Source organism: Corallococcus sp. Z5C101001, from assembly GCF_007352635.1.
GTDB lineage: Bacteria > Myxococcota > Myxococcia > Myxococcales > Myxococcaceae > Corallococcus > Corallococcus silvisoli.
In genome coordinates, this window is sequence record NZ_VKLU01000004.1 from 97,080 (window position 1) to 116,229 (window position 19,150).

General features: G+C 72.4%; 17 protein-coding genes. 5 read left to right on the forward strand and 12 right to left on the reverse strand.

The genetic code is table 11. The features are described 5' to 3' along the window. Window positions 1–23: 23 nt before the first annotated feature. From FOF48_RS09000 to FOF48_RS09030, 7 genes are all read right to left on the reverse strand, one after another. Window positions 24–788: a hypothetical protein gene (locus FOF48_RS09000; RefSeq protein ID WP_143899965.1), complete on the reverse strand. Its 765-nt coding sequence runs from the start codon at window positions 786–788 to the stop codon at window positions 24–26. After that, the gene (locus FOF48_RS09005) at window positions 785–2,071 is read right to left on the reverse strand and encodes an ABC transporter permease (protein WP_143899968.1); all 1,287 of its coding nucleotides are present in this window, start codon (window positions 2,069–2,071) and stop codon (window positions 785–787) included. The genes FOF48_RS09000 and FOF48_RS09005 overlap by 4 nt, the downstream gene beginning before the upstream one ends. Then, window positions 2,068–2,772, reverse strand: a complete 705-nt coding sequence (locus FOF48_RS09010) for an ABC transporter ATP-binding protein (protein ID WP_143899970.1) — start codon at window positions 2,770–2,772, stop codon at window positions 2,068–2,070. The genes FOF48_RS09005 and FOF48_RS09010 overlap by 4 nt, the downstream gene beginning before the upstream one ends. Beyond that, window positions 2,769–4,421, reverse strand: coding sequence for a hypothetical protein (locus FOF48_RS09015; RefSeq protein WP_143899972.1), 1,653 nt, complete (start codon window positions 4,419–4,421; stop codon window positions 2,769–2,771). The genes FOF48_RS09010 and FOF48_RS09015 overlap by 4 nt, the downstream gene beginning before the upstream one ends. A gap of 165 nt (window positions 4,422–4,586) precedes the next feature. Continuing rightward, entirely contained in the window at window positions 4,587–5,393 is an 807-nt protein-coding gene (locus FOF48_RS09020) for a hypothetical protein (protein ID WP_143899974.1), read from the reverse strand. Between the two features lie 47 nt (window positions 5,394–5,440). Beyond that, a complete protein-coding gene (locus FOF48_RS09025) occupies window positions 5,441–6,628 on the reverse strand; it encodes an ABC transporter substrate-binding protein (RefSeq protein WP_143899976.1) in 1,188 nt (395 codons plus the stop codon). 33 nt (window positions 6,629–6,661) lie between these two features. Next, on the reverse strand, window positions 6,662–7,399 hold the full coding sequence (locus tag FOF48_RS09030; protein WP_120528049.1) for a PspA/IM30 family protein: 738 nt from the start codon (window positions 7,397–7,399) through the stop codon (window positions 6,662–6,664). 280 nt (window positions 7,400–7,679) lie between these two features. On the opposite strand from FOF48_RS09030, the gene FOF48_RS09035 reads away from it, so the two are divergent. Next, entirely contained in the window at window positions 7,680–9,077 is a 1,398-nt protein-coding gene (locus tag FOF48_RS09035; RefSeq protein ID WP_143899978.1) for a sensor histidine kinase KdpD, read from the forward strand. On the opposite strand, the gene FOF48_RS09040 is transcribed toward FOF48_RS09035, so the two are convergent. The 5 genes from FOF48_RS09040 to FOF48_RS09060 form a co-directional block, all read right to left on the reverse strand. Next, a complete protein-coding gene (locus FOF48_RS09040; RefSeq protein WP_143899980.1) occupies window positions 9,074–10,408 on the reverse strand; it encodes a 5'-deoxyadenosine deaminase in 1,335 nt (444 codons plus the stop codon). The two genes, FOF48_RS09035 and FOF48_RS09040, sit on opposite strands and share 4 nt — an antisense overlap. A gap of 11 nt (window positions 10,409–10,419) precedes the next feature. Further along, window positions 10,420–10,824 (reverse strand): cytidine deaminase, encoded by a 405-nt coding sequence (locus tag FOF48_RS09045; protein WP_143899983.1) that lies wholly within the window; start codon window positions 10,822–10,824, stop codon window positions 10,420–10,422. 58 nt (window positions 10,825–10,882) lie between these two features. Continuing rightward, on the reverse strand, window positions 10,883–11,254 hold the full coding sequence (locus tag FOF48_RS09050) for a PilZ domain-containing protein (protein ID WP_143899985.1): 372 nt from the start codon (window positions 11,252–11,254) through the stop codon (window positions 10,883–10,885). A gap of 136 nt (window positions 11,255–11,390) precedes the next feature. Beyond that, complete coding sequence (gene moeB, locus FOF48_RS09055; protein ID WP_143899987.1) at window positions 11,391–12,551, reverse strand: molybdopterin-synthase adenylyltransferase MoeB; 1,161 nt, start codon at window positions 12,549–12,551, stop codon at window positions 11,391–11,393. 33 nt (window positions 12,552–12,584) lie between these two features. Beyond that, window positions 12,585–13,889 (reverse strand): thymidine phosphorylase, encoded by a 1,305-nt coding sequence (locus tag FOF48_RS09060; protein WP_143899989.1) that lies wholly within the window; start codon window positions 13,887–13,889, stop codon window positions 12,585–12,587. A gap of 89 nt (window positions 13,890–13,978) precedes the next feature. Between FOF48_RS09060 and FOF48_RS09065 the strand changes: the two genes are divergently transcribed. From FOF48_RS09065 to FOF48_RS09080, 4 genes are read left to right on the forward strand one after another with little or no spacing between them, the layout of a single operon-like run. Then, window positions 13,979–15,172 carry a BMP family protein gene (locus tag FOF48_RS09065; protein WP_143900527.1) on the forward strand — a complete coding sequence of 398 codons (1,194 nt, stop codon included), beginning with the start codon at window positions 13,979–13,981 and terminating at the stop codon, window positions 15,170–15,172. Between the two features lie 38 nt (window positions 15,173–15,210). Continuing rightward, entirely contained in the window at window positions 15,211–16,827 is a 1,617-nt protein-coding gene (locus FOF48_RS09070) for an ABC transporter ATP-binding protein (protein ID WP_143899990.1), read from the forward strand. Next, a complete protein-coding gene (locus FOF48_RS09075; RefSeq protein ID WP_143899992.1) occupies window positions 16,820–17,947 on the forward strand; it encodes an ABC transporter permease in 1,128 nt (375 codons plus the stop codon). Before FOF48_RS09070 ends, FOF48_RS09075 begins: the two co-directional genes overlap by 8 nt. Further along, window positions 17,940–18,869, forward strand: a complete 930-nt coding sequence (locus FOF48_RS09080) for an ABC transporter permease (protein ID WP_143899994.1) — start codon at window positions 17,940–17,942, stop codon at window positions 18,867–18,869. Before FOF48_RS09075 ends, FOF48_RS09080 begins: the two co-directional genes overlap by 8 nt. The last annotated feature ends 281 nt before the right edge of the window (window positions 18,870–19,150 follow it).

Sequence of the window (19,150 nt, forward strand, 5' to 3'; positions counted from 1 at the left end):
CTTGCCCTGCAGGCGACCCGGATTCAAGGCACAGGGGACGTCACCGCGCCACCCCCATCCACCTGGGGAATCTCCAGATCGATGCCCTCCATGACGCCTTCCTCCTCTGGGACCTGGACGCGGACGACGGCGAAGCGAGGCTCGCCCCCGCGCGAGAACACCGCTGGCGCACCAAAGCGCACCTCGGCGGGCAGCCCGACCAGCCCCACCCAGGCCTGCCTGCCATCCCGGGCGACGCAGTACAGCAGCGTCCCGGGGCGTGTCCCAGGAGCCTCACGGGGGGGACCCTCGCAGTCCGTGCGCACCTGGAGTGCGTAGGCCGGCACCGGCACGCCCCGCTCCAAATACGGAGGGCTGCCCAATTCCTCCACCAGGGGCTGGAGGACGCGCGCCTGCGTGGGCACGGCCTGCGGCGTGGCCAGCTTCTGGGCCCCGCTCTGGAAGCGCTGGAGCGCGACCGCGGCCAGCTCGGGCGAGTCCAGCGGCGTCCGCCCCTCCGCCAGGACCAGGTCCACGAAGAGCGCGCCCACGAGCAGGATGGGCAGGAGCCGGTAGCCCTTGAAGCCCTCCGGCTGCTTGCGCAGGAGTCCCCCCAGGAACACGGCCAGCCCCACCGCCGCGAGCCCCAGCACCACGCCCGAGCGGACGGCGGACGGCGGCGTCATGAGCGCGGAGACCTCCGCGGAGCGGGCGCGCAGGGCATCCGCGAGGTCGCCCCCGTAGATCCACGCGAACCCCACCAGGCACACCCCGTTGGTCAGCAGCGTCTTGCGAGCAGGGCCGGTCATCCCGCGAGCGTCCTGGCCGGGTCCGTGGCGGCGGCGCGGCGGCTGGGGAAGTAGGCGCCGGCGAGCGCGGCCAGGAGGCCCAGCAGCACGCCGCCCAGCACCACGCCCACGGGGAAGGAGAAGAAGCTGTCGGGCTTGAAGGGGAAGTTGGGCAGGTAGCCCGCCGCGAACCGGTCCACCGCGAAGGCCAGCACCAGCGCCGCCGCGGTCCCCGCCCCACCGCCCAGCACGCCCACCACGCTGGCCTCCGCCAGCACGATGGCGCGCACGTCCGCGCGCGAAGCGCCCACGGCCTGCATCACGCCAATCTCCCTTGCCCGTGCGCGCACCGACGAGGACATCGCATGGGCGATGTTCACCGCGGCCAGCACGCAGATGAGGATGGACAGCAGCGCCAGCGCGGAGGTGGTGAGCGCCACCGCCGCGCCCGCGTTCTCCGCCATCCTGCGCTCTTGATCATCGATCTCGAAGCCCATCCCCTTCACCGCGTCCACCAGCTCCGGGACGCGCGAAGGGTCCGCCGCCACCAGCGTGACGCCGGAGTAGCTGTCCGCGTCCGCGCCCGCGGCGCGGTTGATGCGCACCGCCGTGTCCAGGGGGATGGTGATGCCCGCGAGCATGGCCCGGTCGGACGCGCCCACCACCTGCGCCTGCTGCGTGGTGCTGGGGCCGCCCGACGTGGCCGCCACGTAGGAGCGGTTGAACTCCACCGGGAAGCCGAAGCCGATGAGCATCTCCGCGGACAGCTGCGGCAGCTTGCGCGCGGGCGCGAACGTCTTGTTGTACAGCTCCAGCAAGCGCGTGGAGATGAGCGCGGGGATGGCCTTGCCCTCGCCCGGGTCACTGAAGTCCTTCGCCTCCTGGAGCCCCACGTCCTTGCGCACGAGGCCGGGGTCCACGCCCACCGCGAGCACCTCCATGCCCATGCGCAGGCGCGAGCCGAAGAAGACGCCGTCGTAGCGGGTCACCGCCGGCACGCGCACGTTCATCTTCCGGTACGTCGTCTCCACGCCGGGCAGCGCGCCCAGGCGCTCCACCGCCGCCGCGTCCAGCTTGCCGCCGCCCAAGAGGCCCAGCGACACCGACGCGGGCACCACGTCCACCAGGCGCGAGTCCGTGGGGAAGATGCGCTCGCGGATGACGCTCCCCACGCCCAGCCCCAGGCCCACGAAGAACACGAGCGCGCCCACGCCCATGGCCACGCCGAAAGCGGAGAAGAACGCGCCCCGGCGCTCGCGCGCGAGGGACAGCCGCACCAGCCTCGACAGCGCGTCCCACCTCACGGCGCACCTCGCGAGGCCAGGGGCTCGGAGGAGGTGGACTCCTCCACGAGCCTCGCGTCCTTGAGCCGGAGCACCCGGCGCGCCACCGCGCTCATGCGCTCCTCGTGGGTGACGGTGAGCACGGTGAGCCCTTCCTTGTGCAGCTCCTGGAAGAGCTGGATGACGCCCGCGCCCGTCGCCGCGTCCAGGTTGCCCGTGGGCTCGTCGCACAGCAGCAGCCGGGGACTGCCGAAGAGGGCCCGCGCGATGGCCACGCGCTGGCGCTCGCCGCCGGAGAGGCGGATGGGCGCGCGGTCCTGCTTGGCGCCCAGGCCCACGCGCTCCAGCAGCTGGCTCGCGCGCTTGCGCCCGTCCGCCGTGGCCGGACCGAAGTGCGAGGGCAGGAGCACGTTCTCCAGCGCGGACAGGTTGGGGATGAGGTGGAACGACTGGAAGACGAAGCCCACGTGCGTGTTGCGAAAGCGCGCCAGCTCCCTGTCGCGCAGGCCGGTGAGCTTCACCCCGCCCACCTCCAGCTGCCCCTGGTAGTGCACGTCCAGGCCGCCCAACAGGTGCAGCAGCGTGGACTTGCCGCTGCCGGACGCGCCCACCACCGCGACGAAGTCGCCGGCCTCCACGTCCAGGGACACGCCGTCGAGGACGCGCACCCGCGCCCCCTCGCCGTCCTCGTATTCCTTCACGACGTCTCGCGCGCGGATCACGGCGTGGCCGGGGTCGTGGTCGTGGTGGCGGCCGGCGCGGGCGTCAGCCTCAGGGAGATTTCAGCCTGCAGCGCCTTGTCCTTGCGCGACAGCGCCATCGTCACGGCGCGCAGGTCGTCGGTGGCGTCCAGCCAGCGCACCGTGGTGGCCTTGATGGCGAAGCCGCCAATGCCCCACGCGGCGGACGGCAGCGCCTTCACCGCGTCCGCCAGCCGGCGCAGGTCCAGGAGCACCACCACCGCGGCGTCCTTGCCCACCGACTTCAGGTCCTCCGACACGGGGCCCGTGCCCGCCGGCTGGGCGAGCGCGGCCAGGGACGACTCCAGGCGCGCGCGCGGCGCCGCGAGCACCAGCTTGCCGTCCTTCGACAGCGCGAAGTGCGCGCCCTCGCCCGCGCGGTACGACGTGAGGTAGGCCTTCTGGCCGTTCACGTCCATGGGCTCCACCTTCGCGCCGAAGCCGCCCGCGAAGCCGGGCACCTTCTCCAAGGTGGCCTGCCCCTTCGCCACGTCCTTCACCTCCGCCAGCGCCACCAGGTTGACGAAGCGGAAGGGGTTGGTCCGCCGCAGGTCCAGGTCCGGCATGCCCGAGGACAGGTTGACGTTGGGCGACAGCGACAGCGACAGCACCATCCCCGGCTTGAGGTTGTCCAACACCTCCGTCTTCACGTTGAAGCCGGCCTCCTGCACCGCGCGCGTCACCTGCGAGCCCGCGAGGTACGGCCACACGCCGTCGAGCTGCGCGGGGTCTCCCCGGAAGCGCGCCACGAAGAAGCTGTCCTGCGGCAGCCAGCCCACGAGCGCCTCACCGCCCTTGGGCTCCAGCGCCGCGAGCGACGCCTGCGTGTCCGGCCACGGCGCGTCCGCGCGCAGCGTCACCGCGCGCTCCTCGATGTGGCCCGTGAAGGTGATGCCCTGCACCGTGCCCATGGGCAGCAGGCCCGTGCCGCCCGGCAGCCACACGTGGAAGTCCCGGTCGCCGGAGAGCCGCTTGAGCGACGCCTCCAGCACCGGCTCCTTCGCGAGCGAGCTCTCCTCCGGCAGCGCCGCCAGCTCCGTCAGCCGCGCCACCGACGCGCCCGCGGACAGCAGCACCAGGTCGTGCTTGAGGAAGAGCATGCCCAGCAGGGGCTCCGTGGAGCCCGGGCGGTGGAAGGTGACGAGCCGCCCCGCGTCCGACTTCGCCTCCTTCTCCTCCGACGCGCCCAGGCGCGTGCGGGCGAAGGTGGCGAAGGTGGTCTTGAGCTTGTCCGCGTCCTTCACGCCGATGACGGACACCACCTGCGTGCCGCCCAGGAAGGCCGCGCCCGCGCCGCGCTTCGGATCGATGCCGGCATCCTCCAGCGCCTTGCGGCTGCGCAGGTCCACGCCCACCTGCCGCATCACCGCGGACACGTAGCGCTCCGCGGACGGGAAGTTCTGCAGCTGCGCGACGAACGAGGCCACCTTGAGGTTCTGGAAGCGCGCCAGCTTCTCGCCCAGCGTGCCCAGGTCGTCGATGACGACCGCCGCCTGCGCCGTGCGCGGCAGGTAGCGCGACACACCCGACGGCGAGGCCGCGGGCCCGGCCGCGTCCTTCCCGCAGCGCGAGCAGCCGGCGAACACGACCAACACCAAGAGCAGCGGGAGGAAGCCTACGCGGCGGAGCATGGACGTCAGGACAGGATGCCTGCGGCGGAGAGTCAATCTATTCGTGCGCCGTCACCGGCCGCTGCCTCGCCCCCAAGGTGCCACGGTGAACAGGCGCCACCCGCCCCACCGCGAGGGGCGGTCCAGGCCAGCAGGGGCGGACCGGCATGCGGGCCCGCGCCCGGCTCACCGCACGCGCGTGCCGCCGTGCGGCAGGGGCCCGCGCGTCTCCTCGGTGAAGTCGAGGAAGCGCTCCATCTGGCGCACCGTCTCATCGGTGGCCTCCGTCTCCGCGGAGAGCACGTCGAGCTGGCGGTTGACGCTCTCCGGGTCGCGGATGGCGATGGACTGCTCGTGCGTCAGCCGCATCAGGTCCTCGATGCCGGCCAGCTGGTGGCTCACCACCTCGCGGCTCTCGCCCGCCTGCTCGAAGCGCATCAGGCGCTTGCGCAGGATCTCCACGCGCTTGCCCTTCACGTCCTTGAGGCGTGGGTTGGGCTCCTCCGCGACCTCCGCCTCCAGCGCCGCGACCTCACCCGCCAGGTGCTCCCGGTCCGACCCGCCCAGGTACGTGCGGTACTGGTTGAGCGCGGAGATGAGCCGCAGGAACGACGTGAGCAGCGCGTCCAGCTTGGGCTCGCTGTCCGCCACCAGCACGCGCCCGCCGGGCAGCTTGCGATAGTTGCCGAGGATCTTCTCCTTCAGCCCCACCAGCTGCTGGTAGTGGTCGCGCTGCGACGGCGCGAGGTCCGCGAGCAGCGCGTCCACCGCCGCGCGCGCCGCCTCCGGGTTGTCCGGCTGCTTCGAGCGCACGGCGCGCTGGAAGCGCGACATGGACGACAGGACGCCCAGGTACAGGCCCTCCACGCCCAGCGCCACCAGCATGGGCAGCGGCTGCTGCGTCACGGCGCTGGACATGGCCGCCGTCGTCAGGCCCACCAGGTTGGCCGGCAGGAGGAACGCGGCCTTGATGTAGTTCGGTGTCTTCGCCACGTCCGACTCCCCTTCCCGCTGCCCACTCCCAGAGCCTAAAGCAGGGCCTAGGGCCCCCGCGCCTCGGAGACGTATTTCAGCGCGCCCAGGTCCCGCGTGTCCTCCGCGGGCGGGGGCGCGGTCCCGCGCTTGAGCTTCTGGAAGAGCGCCGCGGCGCTCTGGAAGAGCTCGTCATAGGTAACTGGCGCCTCGCCGGAAAGTCCGAAGAAGGCCCGATTGTCCGCCAGCGTCGCGGGCGGCGCGCTGCGGATGGCCTCCGTCGGGTCGCCCAGGTAGGGCGCCACCTCGCCCAACAGCCGCGCCCCGGCCGCCGGGTCCTTGAGCACGCCCTGCCCCGCGTCCAGGAGGCCCCGGAGCACCCGGCGCACCGCGTCCGGGTAGCGCGCCGCGAAGTCGCCCCGGGCCACCAGCACCGTGGCCAGGAGGTGCGGCGCGTCCGCCGTCGTCGCCAGCACCTTGCCGCCCCGGTCGCGCGCGGCCAGCTCCACGTCGCCCCACAAGCCCACCACCACGTCCGCCCGGCCCTCCCGCAGCGCCCGGCCGGCGTCCAGCGTGGAGGGCAGGTCCACCCACCGCACGTCGGAGGTCCGCAGCCCGGCCCGCGCCAGCACCCACAGGGCGAAGTAGTGCGACGAGCCGCCCGGATACACGCCCACCCGCCTGCCGCGCAGGCTGGCCAGGTCCGGCACCCCCACCGCCGCCATCGCCTCCTGGCCCCGGCTGCGCCCCACGAGCAACACCGTGCGCGGCGCCGCGTCCCGGAGCGTGGGCGCCCACGACGCCAGCCGGTCCACCGACAGCGCCGCCATGTCCACGCCGCCGTTCTCCGCGCCCACGGACAGGGCCTGCTTCAGCTCCTCCTCCCGGGCGAAGAGCACCGCGCGCGCGTCCAGCGCGTACGCTGTCTTGAGCAGGCCCTGGGCCGCGCCAGCGGGCGTCACCGGGTTGTCCAGCGTGGTGGAGCCACCCGCGGCGACGAGCAGCGCGGAGGCGGAGCCGCGCGGGGTGAAGCCGATGAGCACGGGCCTGAGCGGCACCGACGCCACGTCCGCCACCGGGGCCGCCACGCCCGCGGGAAAGTCACCGGGGGACAGCCGCACGGCTTCGCGGGTGGAGGGGAAGAAGCGCGCCTGCAAGCGGTCGAGGTAGCCCGCCCGCGAGGCGAACACGTACCCCGCGCCCAGGACACAGAGCGCGAGGAAGAGAAAGAGGCCGGGTCCGCGGTGCAGCTTCATCCGTGTGCGCCGGCCTCTTTCATGGGGGGAGAACTACTTGATCTCCACCTTCTTGCCGATGGTCTTCTCGGGCCCCGCCCCCACGTCCGACACCGGCGCGGGGCTGTCCAGCAGGCCCATCTCCATCTTGAACTGCTTGACCAGCTCGTCGCCCTGGATCTTCTCGGCCTCTTCCTCGATGGCCGCGGCCTGGTGGTCCACCGACTCCAGCGCCATCTGCATGCGCGCCTCGTTGATGGCCGTCTTCTCCTGCACCTTGCGCAGCATCTCGTCGTGCGTGGAGTCCACGCCGGCGACCGTGAAGGACTCCATCGTGTCGGCGACCTTCGCCTGCCACTTGGCGCGCCGCGCGTCCCGGACGGCGTTCATCGCCTCCTGGGTCTTGCGGTCCTTCTCGCGCATGAACGCCTTCTTGACGTTCAGGGCCTTCTCGTAGGCCTGCTTCGCGATGTCGAGCTGCTGCTGGTTGCGGGCGAGCGCTTCCTTCTCCCCCTGGAGCTTGGTCGCGTACGTGCCGGCCAGGTCGTCGCGGCCGGCCTGGATGGCGGCCTTCACCTTGGCGGTCAGCTCCCGCACGTCCTGCTGGTACTTCATGTTCTCCTTCTCGAGCAGCGTCACATTCGCCCGGACCATGGCGATGGACTCGTTCATCTTGGGGACCTGGTCGTTCAGGTCACGGATGTTCTGCTCGAGAATCAGCTCCGGATCCTCGATGGAGGAGACGAAGAAGCCCGCGAAGCTCCGCATCGCTCTCTTGAATCGCTGCCACATGTCGGCTCTCACCTCCGCCTGTGCGTAATCCCAGCCACCTTACACGAACTCCGCCACCCACAAGCACCCGGCCGAAAGGCGCGTGTCATCGTGACTACGCCTGCCCGGAACGGATGATTGCCCCCGGACGGCCACCGCCCGCCAGCCCGGCCGGGGCCAGGGCCACCGGACGACCCCCTCCCGCCAGCCCCTGTTTCTAGGGGTCCGGCGGGTGTCGCGAAAGACGAGGCGGCCATGAACTTGCCGGGCGGGGAGGAAGCGGGGAAAACGGGAGCGTCCCATGGACACAGAACCTCCCGTCGCCTTTGAGAATGAACTCGCGCGGGTCGTGGCCGCCCAGCGCAAACATGTGCTGGGCGCGGGAGCGGCGGTGCGGCTGGTGGGCACGGCCGTGTTCTTCGCCGTGAGCGTGGGGCTGTGGCTGTCCGGCGCCCGCGACTGGACCCACTATCCTCCGCTGCTGCTCTGCTACGGCGGCGTGGTGGCGATGCTCTTCGCGCTGCGCTCCCGGCCCTTCTCGCGGCAGCTGGGCGTGGTGCAGTCGCTGGTGGACGTGGGGCTGGTGTTCGGGCTCCAGCAGCTGGCGCTGCCCGTGTCGCCCTTCCCCGCGGGCGTCGCGGGCTTCAGCCTGGGGCTCTTCGCGCTCGTGGTGGCGCTGTCCGGCCTGGAGCTGATGCCCTGGCTCGTCTATGGCACGGCGGGCCTGTCCGCGCTGGCGCAGGCGGTGCTCATGCGCGAGGCGGGCGTGGGCCTGGGCGCGGTGACCGTGGCCGCGGTGACGCTGGTGCTGGTCGCGGCGGTGAGCCACTACGGCACCGGGCGGCTGCGGCAGCTGGCCATGGACCTGTCGCGCGCGGAGGTGGCGCGGCAGCTGGACGCCCGCCGCGCCACCGAGGTGGAGGACGCCCACCGCACCATCGAGCGCATGCTGTCGGAGGCCCACGGGCGCAACGCCCAGCTGGAGGCGCTCCAGGCCCACCAGGAGCAGCTGATGCAGTTCCTGGTGCACGACCTGCGCTCGCCGCTGTCGGCCGTGACGCTGTCGCTGTCGTGGATGGAGCAGGAGCTGCCCGTCGGGACCCCGCTGGTGGAGTCGGTGCGCACGGGGCTCGCCGTCACCGCCCGCCTGGACCGGATGATCTCCGACCTGCTGGACGTGCCCCGGCTGGAGCAGGGCCGGCTGTCCCCGCGCAAGCAGCCCTTCCCGGTGGCCCCCCTGCTGGACGAGGTGCGCCGCTCCCTGGACGGCGCGGCCCGCCTGCGGAAGATCCGGCTGGAGCTGGCCTCCTCCCCGGGCCTGCACCTGACGGGGGACGCGGGCCTGCTCATCCGCGTGGTGGAGAACCTGGCCACCAACGCGCTCCGCTACGCGCCGTCCGGCGGGCGGGTGCGCCTGGAGGCGGGCGAGTCCGAGGGCCTGCAGTGGCTGGCGGTGCGCAACGACGGCATCGCGATCCCCCCCGAGGCGCGCGAGTCCCTCTTCGACAAGTACGTGCAGGGCAGCCGCGAGAAGGAGGGCCGCCGGGGCTACGGCCTGGGCCTGTACTTCTCCCGGCTCGCGGCCGAGGCCCACGGGGGCCGGCTCTCCGTCGAGGACGCGGACGGCTGGGCCACGTCCTTCGTGCTGCGCCTGCCCCGCGCGCAGGCCCAGGACGCGGCCACCGCCCAGCGCCGCTAGGCCTTCAGCTTCGCGCGGGCGAAGAGCTTGCGCGCCTGCGTCTGGGCGTTGGCGAGCACCGCGGAGGCGTCCATCGTGGTGAGCTCGCCCTCGCGCAGCACCAGCTTGCCGTCGATGAGCACGTGCGACACGTCCGTGGAGCGCGCCGAGTACACCAGCGGCCCCGTCACGTCCTCCGGCAGCGGGCAGAAGTGGAAGCCGCGCGTGTCCACCACCGTCAGGTCCGCGCGCTTGCCGACCTCCACCGACCCCACCTCGTCCTCCAGGCCCAGCGCGCGGGCGCCGTGCAGCGTGGCCATCTCCAGGACGTGCATGGGCGTCATCGCCACCGGGCCCACGCGCGGGTTGTGCAGCACGGACGCGAGCCGCATCTCGTGGAACAGGTCCAGCGTGTTGTTGCACGGGGCGCCGTCCGCCCCCAGCGCCACGGGGATGCCGTCCGCCAGCAGCTCCGGCACGCGCGCGTAGCCCGACGCGAGCTTCAGGTTGGAGCCCGGGCAGTGGCACACCACCGTGCCCGACTCGCGCAGCAGCGCCTGCTCCCGGCCCTCCACCCAGACGCAGTGGGCCAGCGTGACGTGCTTCCCGGTCAGGCCCAGCCCGTGGAAGAAGGCGACGTTGTCCTCGCCGGTGACCTGGCGGACCACGTCCGTCTCCGTCCGGTTCTCGCTGGCGTGCGAGTGGATCCGCACGCCCTTCTCGCGCGACAGCCGCCCCACCTCGCGCAGGAGCTCCGGCGTGCAGGACAGGGCGAAGCGGGGCGCGAACGCGTAGCGGAGGCGGTCGTCGTGGGTGCCGTGCCAGCGCGCCATCAGCGCCAGGCTCTCCGACAGCGAGTCCGCCGTGGTCTCCCGCAGGCCCGCGGGCACCTCCGCGCCGGAGTCCATCATCGCCTTGCCACCGACGAGCCGGTAGCCGCTGTCGCGCGCGGACTCGAAGACGGCGTCGTAGTGGTGCACGGTGCCCATGTCGAGCGCCGCCGTGGAGCCGGAGCGGATCAGCTCCGCGAAGGTGAGGTCCGCGCTGGCGCGCAGGGACGCCGCGTCGTGCGCCGCCTCCATGGGCCAGATGCGCTCGCGCAGCCAGTCCAGCAGCTCCCGCTTGTCCGCGTGGCCGCGGAACAGCGTCTGGCAGGCGTGCAGGTGGCCGTGGATGAGGCCGGGCATCACCACCTGCCCGGTGAGGTCCAGGACGCGGCGAGCGCCCTTCACCTTCAGGCCCCGGCCCACCTTCGCGATGCGCCCGTCCTGCACGAGCACGTCCGCGCGAGGCAGCACCTCGCGGTCGCGGTTCATGGTGACGACAGTGGCGCCAGTGAGGAGCAAGTCCACGCGAGAGATTCCTAGAGGAAGGCGCGGGTGAAGGCGTGCGGCAGCAGCTCACCGAGCGTGTAGCGCGCCTCCTCCCCGCGGAGGGTGCGGCTGCGCACCGGAAGGTCAGACCCGGAGAACTCCGCCATCACCTGGCGGCACATGCCGCACGGGGGACAGGGCTCCGGGGTATCCACGACGATGGCCACGGCCACCGGCCTCTCACGGCCCTGCGCCACGCCCGCGACGAACGCGCCGCGCTCCGCGCACACCGTGAGGCCGTAGGTGGCGTTCTCCACGTTGCAGCCGGCCACCACCGAGCCGTCCGCGTACAGCACGGCGGCCCCCACCGGAAAGCGCGAGTACGGCACGTGCGCGCGCTGACGCACCCGCAGGGCCTCCTCGAACAGCCGCTCCCAGGGAATCTCCTCCGCCATGACACCCTCCTTCGCGGGACGCCCCAGGGGGCGCCCGTCCCATCCGGGAGCCCGTGCCTTAGGAGGCGCTCCGGGGCTCGTCCTTGACCTGCGCCTCCAGGTGCCGGGCGATGCCCAGCTCCACCTCCACCGGCAGATCCAGGAACCGCACGCGCACCACCGGGCCCGTCATGCCGGGCTTGGGAGGCAGCACCTCGCCCTGCACCTGCACCTCGTCCAGGGGCGAAGGCAGCGCGAAGCGCACCTCCACGACCTGGCCCGCCTCCAGCGCCTCACCCACCCACCCCACGCCGCCCAGGGACAGGTCCCCCGCGCGGTCCAGGTAGCTTTCTTCCCCCTGCCGCCGGACCTTCAGACGCATGGGGACGCGGGGCGAGTCACGCCGGTCCTCCCCCGTCCTGGTGTCCTGGTTCTCGTTCTGCTCGGACATCGCCGTCGTCTCCCTGCCGCTTCCGCTCTCAGGCCCGACCCCGGGTCGCGCTCCACCACCGCCCCGGGTCTGGGCTGGCGGCATCATACGCGGCCTCATCTAGACCGTTGCCCCTGAAAATGCATCCCGGGAGACCTCAGGCCCCCGTGGCGCAGAACCGCTCGTAGTCGATGAGCTCCACCTTCGCGCCTGGGGCGCACACCGGGCACGCTGGATCCCTGCGCAGCTTGAGCTCCTGGAAGCGCGTGCCCAGCGCGTCGAAGGTGAGCAGCCGCCCCGCCAGGGACTCCCCCACGCCCAGCAGCAGCTTGAGGGCCTCCGTCGCCTGGAGCATCCCGATGAGCCCGGGCAGCACGCCCAGCACGCCGGCCTCCGCGCACGAGGGCGCCAGCTCCGGAGGGGGAGGCGCGGGGTAGAGGCAGCGGTAGCACGGCCCCTGTCCCGGGAGGAAGGTCGTCACCTGTCCCTCGAAGCGGAACACGGAGCCATGGACGTTCGGCTTGCCCAGGAGCACGCACGCGTCGTTGAGCAGGTAGCGCGTGGGGAAGTTGTCCCCGCCGTCCAGCACCAGGTCGAAGTCCCCGAGGATGCGCTCCACGTTGGCGGAGGTCAGCCGCTCCTGGAAGGGCACCACGTTCACGTCCGGGTTGAGCGCCTCGAGGGCGGCCTTCGCGCTCTGGACCTTCGGCTGGCCCCGGCGCTCCAGCGTGTGCAGCACCTGCCGCTGGAGGTTGCTCAGGTCCACCACGTCCGCGTCCACCACGCCCAGCGTGCCCACGCCCGCGGCGGCCAGGTAGAGCGCCGCGGGAGAGCCCAGCCCGCCCGCGCCCAAAAGCAGCACCTTCGACTTCAGGAGCCGCGCCTGCCCCTCCTCGCCCACCTCCGGGAGGATGAGGTGGCGGCGGTAGCGCTCCTTCTGGTCCGGGGAGAGCACGACCGGCTTCTCCACCGGGAGGGCCGCGTCGCTCCAGCGGTTGTAGCCGCCCGCGAGCGACGCCACCCGCGTGTAGCCCAGCTCCCGCAGCGTCCGGGCCGCGAGCGCGGACCGGGTGCCGCCCGCGCAGTAGAGGACGAGCTCCTCGTCGCGGTCCGCCTTCTCCTCGATGCGCAGCTCCAGGAACCCCCGGGGGATGTGCACCGCGCCGGGGAGCCGCCCCCCGGCGTATTCGTCCGCCTCGCGCACGTCGATGAGCTTCACCTTCGCGCCCGAGTCCAACAGGCCTCGGACGTGCTCGAGGGAGACCTCGTGGATCTCCTTCTTCACCTCCGACAGCAGCTCGCGGAACGAGGGGGCCATGGCGCGCAGGGGGACGGGACGCGGCGAGCGCGACTACTCCAGCCGGTCCAGCACGAGGGGACGGACCGCGGGAGCCTGGTCGCCAAACCGGTAGGCCGCGAGCAGCCGCGCCCGCACGTCGTCCACGGGGCCGGCGTCGTTGTAGTGCACCTGCACCACGGGCTCGCCCTCCCGCACCACGTCGCCCACCTTCTTGAGCAGCGTGAAGCCCACGGCGGGGTCGATCTGGCTGTCCACCCGCTGCCGCCCCGCGCCCAGCGCCACCGCCGCCAGCCCCACGCCCTCGGTGTGGATACCGGTGACGAAGCCGTCGCGCGGCGCGACCACCTCCGTGGTGGCCTTCGCGGTGGGCAACAGCGAGTAGTCGTCGATGGAGCGCGGGTCGCCGCCCTGCGAGCGGACGATCTCCTTGAGCTTCTTGAGCGCGCTGCCGTCCTCCACGCAGCGGCGCAGCATCCCGCGCGCCTCCTCCACGGTGGCGGCCTTCTTGCCCAGCACCAGCATCTCCGCGGTCAGCGCGTAGGTGATCTCCGTGTAGTCGTCGGGCGCCTCGCCGCGGAGCATGTCCACGGCCTCGCGGACCTCCAGGGCGTTGCCCACCTGGCGGCCCAGGGGCTGGTCCATGTCCGTGAGCAGGGCCACGACCTTGCGGTTCATCTCCGCGCCCAGGCCAATCATGGTCCGGGCGAGCACGCGCGCGTCGTCCGCCGTCTTCATGAAGGCGCCGCTGCCGACCTTCACGTCGAGCACCAGCGCGTCGATGCCCTCCGCCAGCTTCTTGCTCATGATGGACGACGCGATGAGCGGGATGCAGTCCACCGTCGCCGTCACGTCGCGCAGCGCGTAGAGCTTCTTGTCCGCCGGGGCCACCTGGGCCGTCTGGCCGATGAGGCAGCAGCCCACCTCGCGCACCAGCTGGCGGTAGCGCTCCGTGGACAGGTCCACGCGGAAGCCGGGGATGGACTCCAGCTTGTCCAGGGTGCCGCCGGTGTGACCCAGGCCCCGTCCGGAAATCATGGGCACCGGCACGCCGCAGGCCGCCGCCAGGGGCGCCAGGCTCAGCGACACCTTGTCGCCCACGCCGCCCGTGGAGTGCTTGTCCACCTTGATGGCCGGCGTGTCGGAGAGGTCCAGGACCTCGCCGGAGTTGAGCATGGCGCGCGCCCACGCCCCCAGCTCCCGCGAGTCCAGCCCCTTGAAGAAGATGGCCATGCACATGGCGGCCATCTGGTAGTCCGCCACGGTGCCGGCGGTGTACGCCTGGATGAACGCCTCAATGTCCGACGGGTCCAGCTTGCCGCCGTCGCGCTTGGCCTTGATGAGCTCGTAGGGTTGCACGGGACAAGGCCATAGCAGGAAGTCCCCTCCTGATGCACTCCCAGGAAAGGGAAAGCCCCAGCCGCATCTGATAGATAGCAGGGCCCATGATGCTCCACCGACTCCACGTGCTCGCACTCGCCGCGTTGCTGTGCGCCTGTTCCAAGAAGTCCGAGGAAGTCCCCAAGGCCCCGACTCCAGCGGCCACCGCCGCGAAGCCGCCCGAGGGAAAGCCGGTCGTCGTGGGGCTCGTCATCGACGTGGGGGGCCGGGGGGACCACTCCTTCAACGACGCCTCCCTGCGGGGCCTGGAGCTGTGGGCCGCGGGCAAGCGCTACGAGGGGGGCCGCTACGTGGACGCCCCTTCTGGCGAAGTGCGTCAGTCCATCTCCTCCGACCTGGCGTCGCTCGCACCTGAAGTGAAGCCGCTGCCGGTGCAGCCGCTGGTGCTCCAGAGCAAGGCGCAGGAGGACTACGCCCCCAATCTCCAGTTGCTCGTGGAGCAAGGGGCGAAGCTGACCATCGGCAACGGGTACCTGCTGGCCAACGCGGTGCGCGACGTGGCCACGGAGAACCCGGAGGCGAAGTTCCTGCTCATCGACAGTCAGCTACTGGACGCGCAGGGCAAGCCGAAGTCGCTGCCCAACGTGCGCACGGTGCTCTTCAAGGAGCAGGAGGGCAGCTTCCTCGTGGGCGCGCTGGCGGGGCTGGTGACGAAGACGAACAAGGTGGGCTTCGTGGGCGGCATCGAGGTGCCCCTCATCAAGCGCTTCGACGTGGGCTACCGCGCGGGCGTGCGCACCACGAACCCGAAGGCGGCGGACGCGCTGATGGGCGTCTACACCGGCAGCTTCAACAGCGTGTCGGCGGGGAAGGAAGTGGCGCAGGACCTCATCGCCAAGGGCGCGGACGTCATCTTCCACGCGGCGGGCACGGACGGCCTGGGCGTCATCCAGGCGGTGAAGGAGGCGCGCGCGGCGGGCAAGTCGGTGTTCGCCATTGGCGTGGATTCGGATCAGTCCCACCTGGCGCCGGAGGCGATCCTCACGTCGATGGTGAAGCACAGCGACCTGGCGGTGTACCAGGCGGCGAAGGACCTGGTGGACGGCAAGCTGACGGCGGGCGAGCAGGTGCTGGGCCTCAAGGAGAGCGGCGTGGGCATGGCGGACGTGCGCGTGGAGTTCCCCGGCAAGGCGGAGGTGCTCCAGAAGGTGGAGGCGCTGCGCCAGGACATCCTGGCCGGGAAGCTCACGGTGCCGGGGACGCAGGCGGAGCTGGCCTCCTTCCAGGTCGCGCGGCCCTGATCTCCCTCCAACACATCGCGAAGCGCTTCGGGTCGTGCGTGTCCCTGGAGGACGCGTCGCTGGACATCGCCCCGGGGGAACTGCTCGCCGTGGTGGGCGAGAACGGCGCGGGCAAGTCCAGCCTGATGAACGTGCTCTACGGGCTCTACCATCCGGACGCGGGCACGTTCCGGATGGACGGGCAGCCGGTGCGCTTCAAGAGCCCGCGCGACGCCATCGCGCGCGGCATCGGCATGGTGCACCAGCACTTCATGCTGGTGCCCACGCTGACCGTGGCGGAGAACGTGGTGCTGGGCCGCGAGCCCACGAAGCACGGCCTCTTGGACCTGGACCGGGCCTGTGACGAGGTGGCGGCCACGGCGAAGCGCTTCGGCTTCCAGCTGGAGCCCCGGGCGCGCGTGGACACGCTCACGGTGGGCTCCCAGCAGAAGGTGGAGATCATCAAGGCGCTGCACCGGGGCGCGCAGGTGCTCATCCTGGATGAACCCACCGCCGTGCTCACCCCGCAGGAGTCCGACGAGCTGTCGCAGGTGATGCGCGGGCTGGTCGCCCAGGGGCGCACGGTGGTGTTGATCAGCCACAAGCTCAAGGAGGTGCTGGGCGTGGCGGACCGCGTGGTGGTGATGCGCCGGGGCCGCACCGTGGCGGAGGTCCGGGCCGCCGACACCACCGTCTCCGCGCTGGCCGCGCTGATGGTGGGCGAGGGAGCGCGAAGCGCCGCGCTGACCGGCGTGCCCGCCACGCAGGTCCCCGCCGTGCTGGACGCCGCGGGCGCGGGCGCGCACCTGGCGGGAACGGGGTCCCTGGGCGCGACGGACCTGCGGGCCCCCGCCGCGAGCCACGCCCCCGGCGCGGCCCTGGCCGCCGCCCCCGCGCCGAAGGACGCGGGGGTGGGCCCCGTCGTGCTGGACGTGAAGGACCTGCGGGCGAAGGGCGACAACGGCCGGCCCGCGCTCCAGGGCGTGAGCCTCACCGTGCGGGCAGGCGAGATCGTCGGCATCGCCGGCGTGGACGGCAACGGGCAGCGCGAGCTGGCCGAGGTGCTCACCGGGCTGCGCGCCCTGGAGGGCGGAGAGGGCACGCTGCTGGGCGCGCCCCTCGCGGGGCTCACCCCGGCGCTGGCGAAGGCGCGAGGCGTGGGCCACGTTCCGGAGGACCGGTTGGCGCGCGCCGTGGTGAAGGCGATGACGGTGGAGGAGAACGTGGCGCTGGGCCGGCACCGCCAGCCGCCCTTCGCGCGAGGGCCCTGGGTGGACTTCCAGGGCCGCCGCGAGCGCACGGACGAGCTGCTGGCGGCCTACGACGTGCGTCCGCCCGACCCGACCCTGGCGCTCCAGCGGTTGTCCGGCGGCAACCAGCAGAAGGTCGTGGTGGCGCGCGAGCTGGACGCGGATCCGCGGCTGCTCGTCGTGGTGCAGCCCACGCGCGGGCTGGACATTGGCGCGGTGGCCCAGGTGCACGAGCGCCTTCGCGAGGCGAAGGCCCGGGGCGCGGGAGTGGTGATGGTGTCGCTGGACCTGGAGGAGGTGCTGGCCCTGTCGGACCGCGTCTACGTCCTCTACGAGGGGCGCGTGACGGGACACTTCCCGCGCCAGGACCTGGACGAGCGCGAGCTGGGCCGCCGCATGCTGGGCGCGGAGTCGAGCCATGGGTGAGCGGGCGCGGCAGGCGCTGCCGTCGGTGCTCTCCGTGCTGCTGGCGCTCGCGGTGTGCTGGCTGGCCATCGCCCTCACGCGCGACGCGGACACCGCCACGCGCGCCTACCTCCAGATGCTCTGGGGCGGCGTGGGCAACTGGCCCGCCTTCCTGGACGGAGGCAGCGCCAACACCGTGCTGCGCCCCCTGGGCGAGGCCGCGATGAAGGCGGCGCTGCTCACCCTCACTGGCCTGTCCGTGGCGGTGGCCTTCAAGGTGGGGCTGTTCAACATCGGCGCGCAGGGGCAGATGATCTGGGGCGCGCTGGCCGCGGCGCTCGTCGGCGCGCACGTGTCGCTGCCCGCCGTGCTGCACGTGCCGCTGGCGCTCATCGCCGCCGCCGCGGCGGGCGCGGTCTGGTCGAGCATCGCCGGCGTGCTCAAGCTCAAGCGCGGCGTGCACGAGGTCATCTCCACCATCATGCTCAACTGGGTGGCGGTGAGCCTGGTGGACAACTGGCTCGTCATCGGGCCGCTGCGCGCCGTGGCCGAGGGCGCGTCGTCCATCACCGGCACCGCGGAGATCCTCCCCACCGCGCAGCTGCCCCGACTGCTGGGCGACGGCTCGCGCCTCAACCTGGGCTTCCCGCTGGCCCTGGCCGCCGCCCTGGGCGTCTGGGTGTGGCTCGCGCGCACGCGCTCCGGCTACGAGACGCGCGCGGTGGGCCTCACGCCAGAGGCGGCCCGCGCGGCGGGCATCCCCACGCTGTGGCGCGCGGGTGGGGCCATGGCGCTCGCCGGCGCGATGGCGGGGCTCGCCGGCGCGGTGCTGGTGCTGGGCACGGAGGGACGCTATCCGGGCTCGCTGGGCGCGCCCTACGGCTTCGACGGCATCGCCATCGCGCTCATCGGCAACAGTCACCCGCTGGGCACGGCCCTGGCCGCGGCCTTCTTCGGCATCCTGCGCGCGGGGGGCACCCGCATGCAGCTGCTGGGTGTGCACAAGAGCTTCCCGGAGCTCATCCAGGGCTTCGCGCTGCTCTTCGTCGCGGGCCGCATGGTGTGGCTCGCGCTGCTGGAGCGGCGCCAGAAGCGCGCCCTGGCCCAGGCGCGGCCCCTGGTGGAGGTGCCCCGTGCTTGAGGTCCTGCACTCGCTCCTCTTCTCCACCCTGGACGCGGCCCCCGCGCTGGTGTTCGCCGCGCTGGGCGCCATGCTCTCCGAGCGCGCCGGCGTGGTGAGCGTGGGCGTGGAAGGCATGATGCGCACGGGCGCCTTCTGCGCGGCCGTGGCGGCGCTCGCCATGCCCACGCCGCTCGCGGTGCTCGTGGGCATGGCCGCGGGCGCGGCGATCGCGGCGGTGCACGGCTTCCTCAGCATCCGCTGGCGCTCCGACCAGGTCGTCTCCAGCATGGCGCTCAACCTGGTGGCCATGGCGGGAGGCACCTTCCTCCTGGAGTCCCTCTTCGGCCCCAACGGCACGCCCGCCATCACCCAGCTGTCCCGCTGGAACGTCCCGGGCCTGTCCCACGTGCCGCTCCTGGGCGCGCTGTCGGGCCACGCGGCGCCCACGTACCTGGCGCTCACCCTGCCCTTCCTCTTCCACCTGCTCCTGTCACGCACGCCCCTGGGCCTGCGGCTGCGCGCCGTGGGCGACAAGCCGCACGCGGTGGCCACCCTGGGCCTGTCCGTGGCAGCCCTGCGCTGGGGCGCGGTGCTGGGCGGCGGGCTGATGGCGGGCCTGGGAGGCGCGGTGCTATCCACCGCCGTCCTGGACCGCTTCGAGCAGCACACCCCCGCGGGCCTGGGCTTCATGGCCCTGGCCGCCATGGTGTTCGGCCGCTGGACGCCCCTGGGCGCCTTCGCCGCCGCCCTCTTCTTCGCCTTCGGCAACGCCCTGAGGATCGGACTGGCCTCCAGCGCGCCCTGGCTCCTCGACCTGGTACCCCAGGGCTTCCTCCTCGCCCTGCCCTACCTGCTGACCCTCCTCGTCCTGGCGCTCCAGGGCCAGCGCGGCCACGCCCCCGCCGCGCTCGGCACCCCCTACGAGCAGGAGTCCCGCTGAGCGCTTCCAGAGCGAGTGGGTAGATAAACACCCGGGTCTGGATCCACTTTTGGTCAAGACCGACTCGTCAAATCTGAAGCGGCCACCTGTCCTGATGCGTCAGGTCATGGCGAAGGGGGCCGCCAACCCCCTGACCTTATTGGATCGCATTTCCGGTATTTCCAGTGTGGGCTGATCTGCCGTCTGGTGGACGTCCGGCATGCCGCTGGCAAGAGAGTGCGCCCATGTCGGATTGCGTACCGGACAGCGAGCAGGCGCAGCACGTGGGCCTCCGCGGTTGG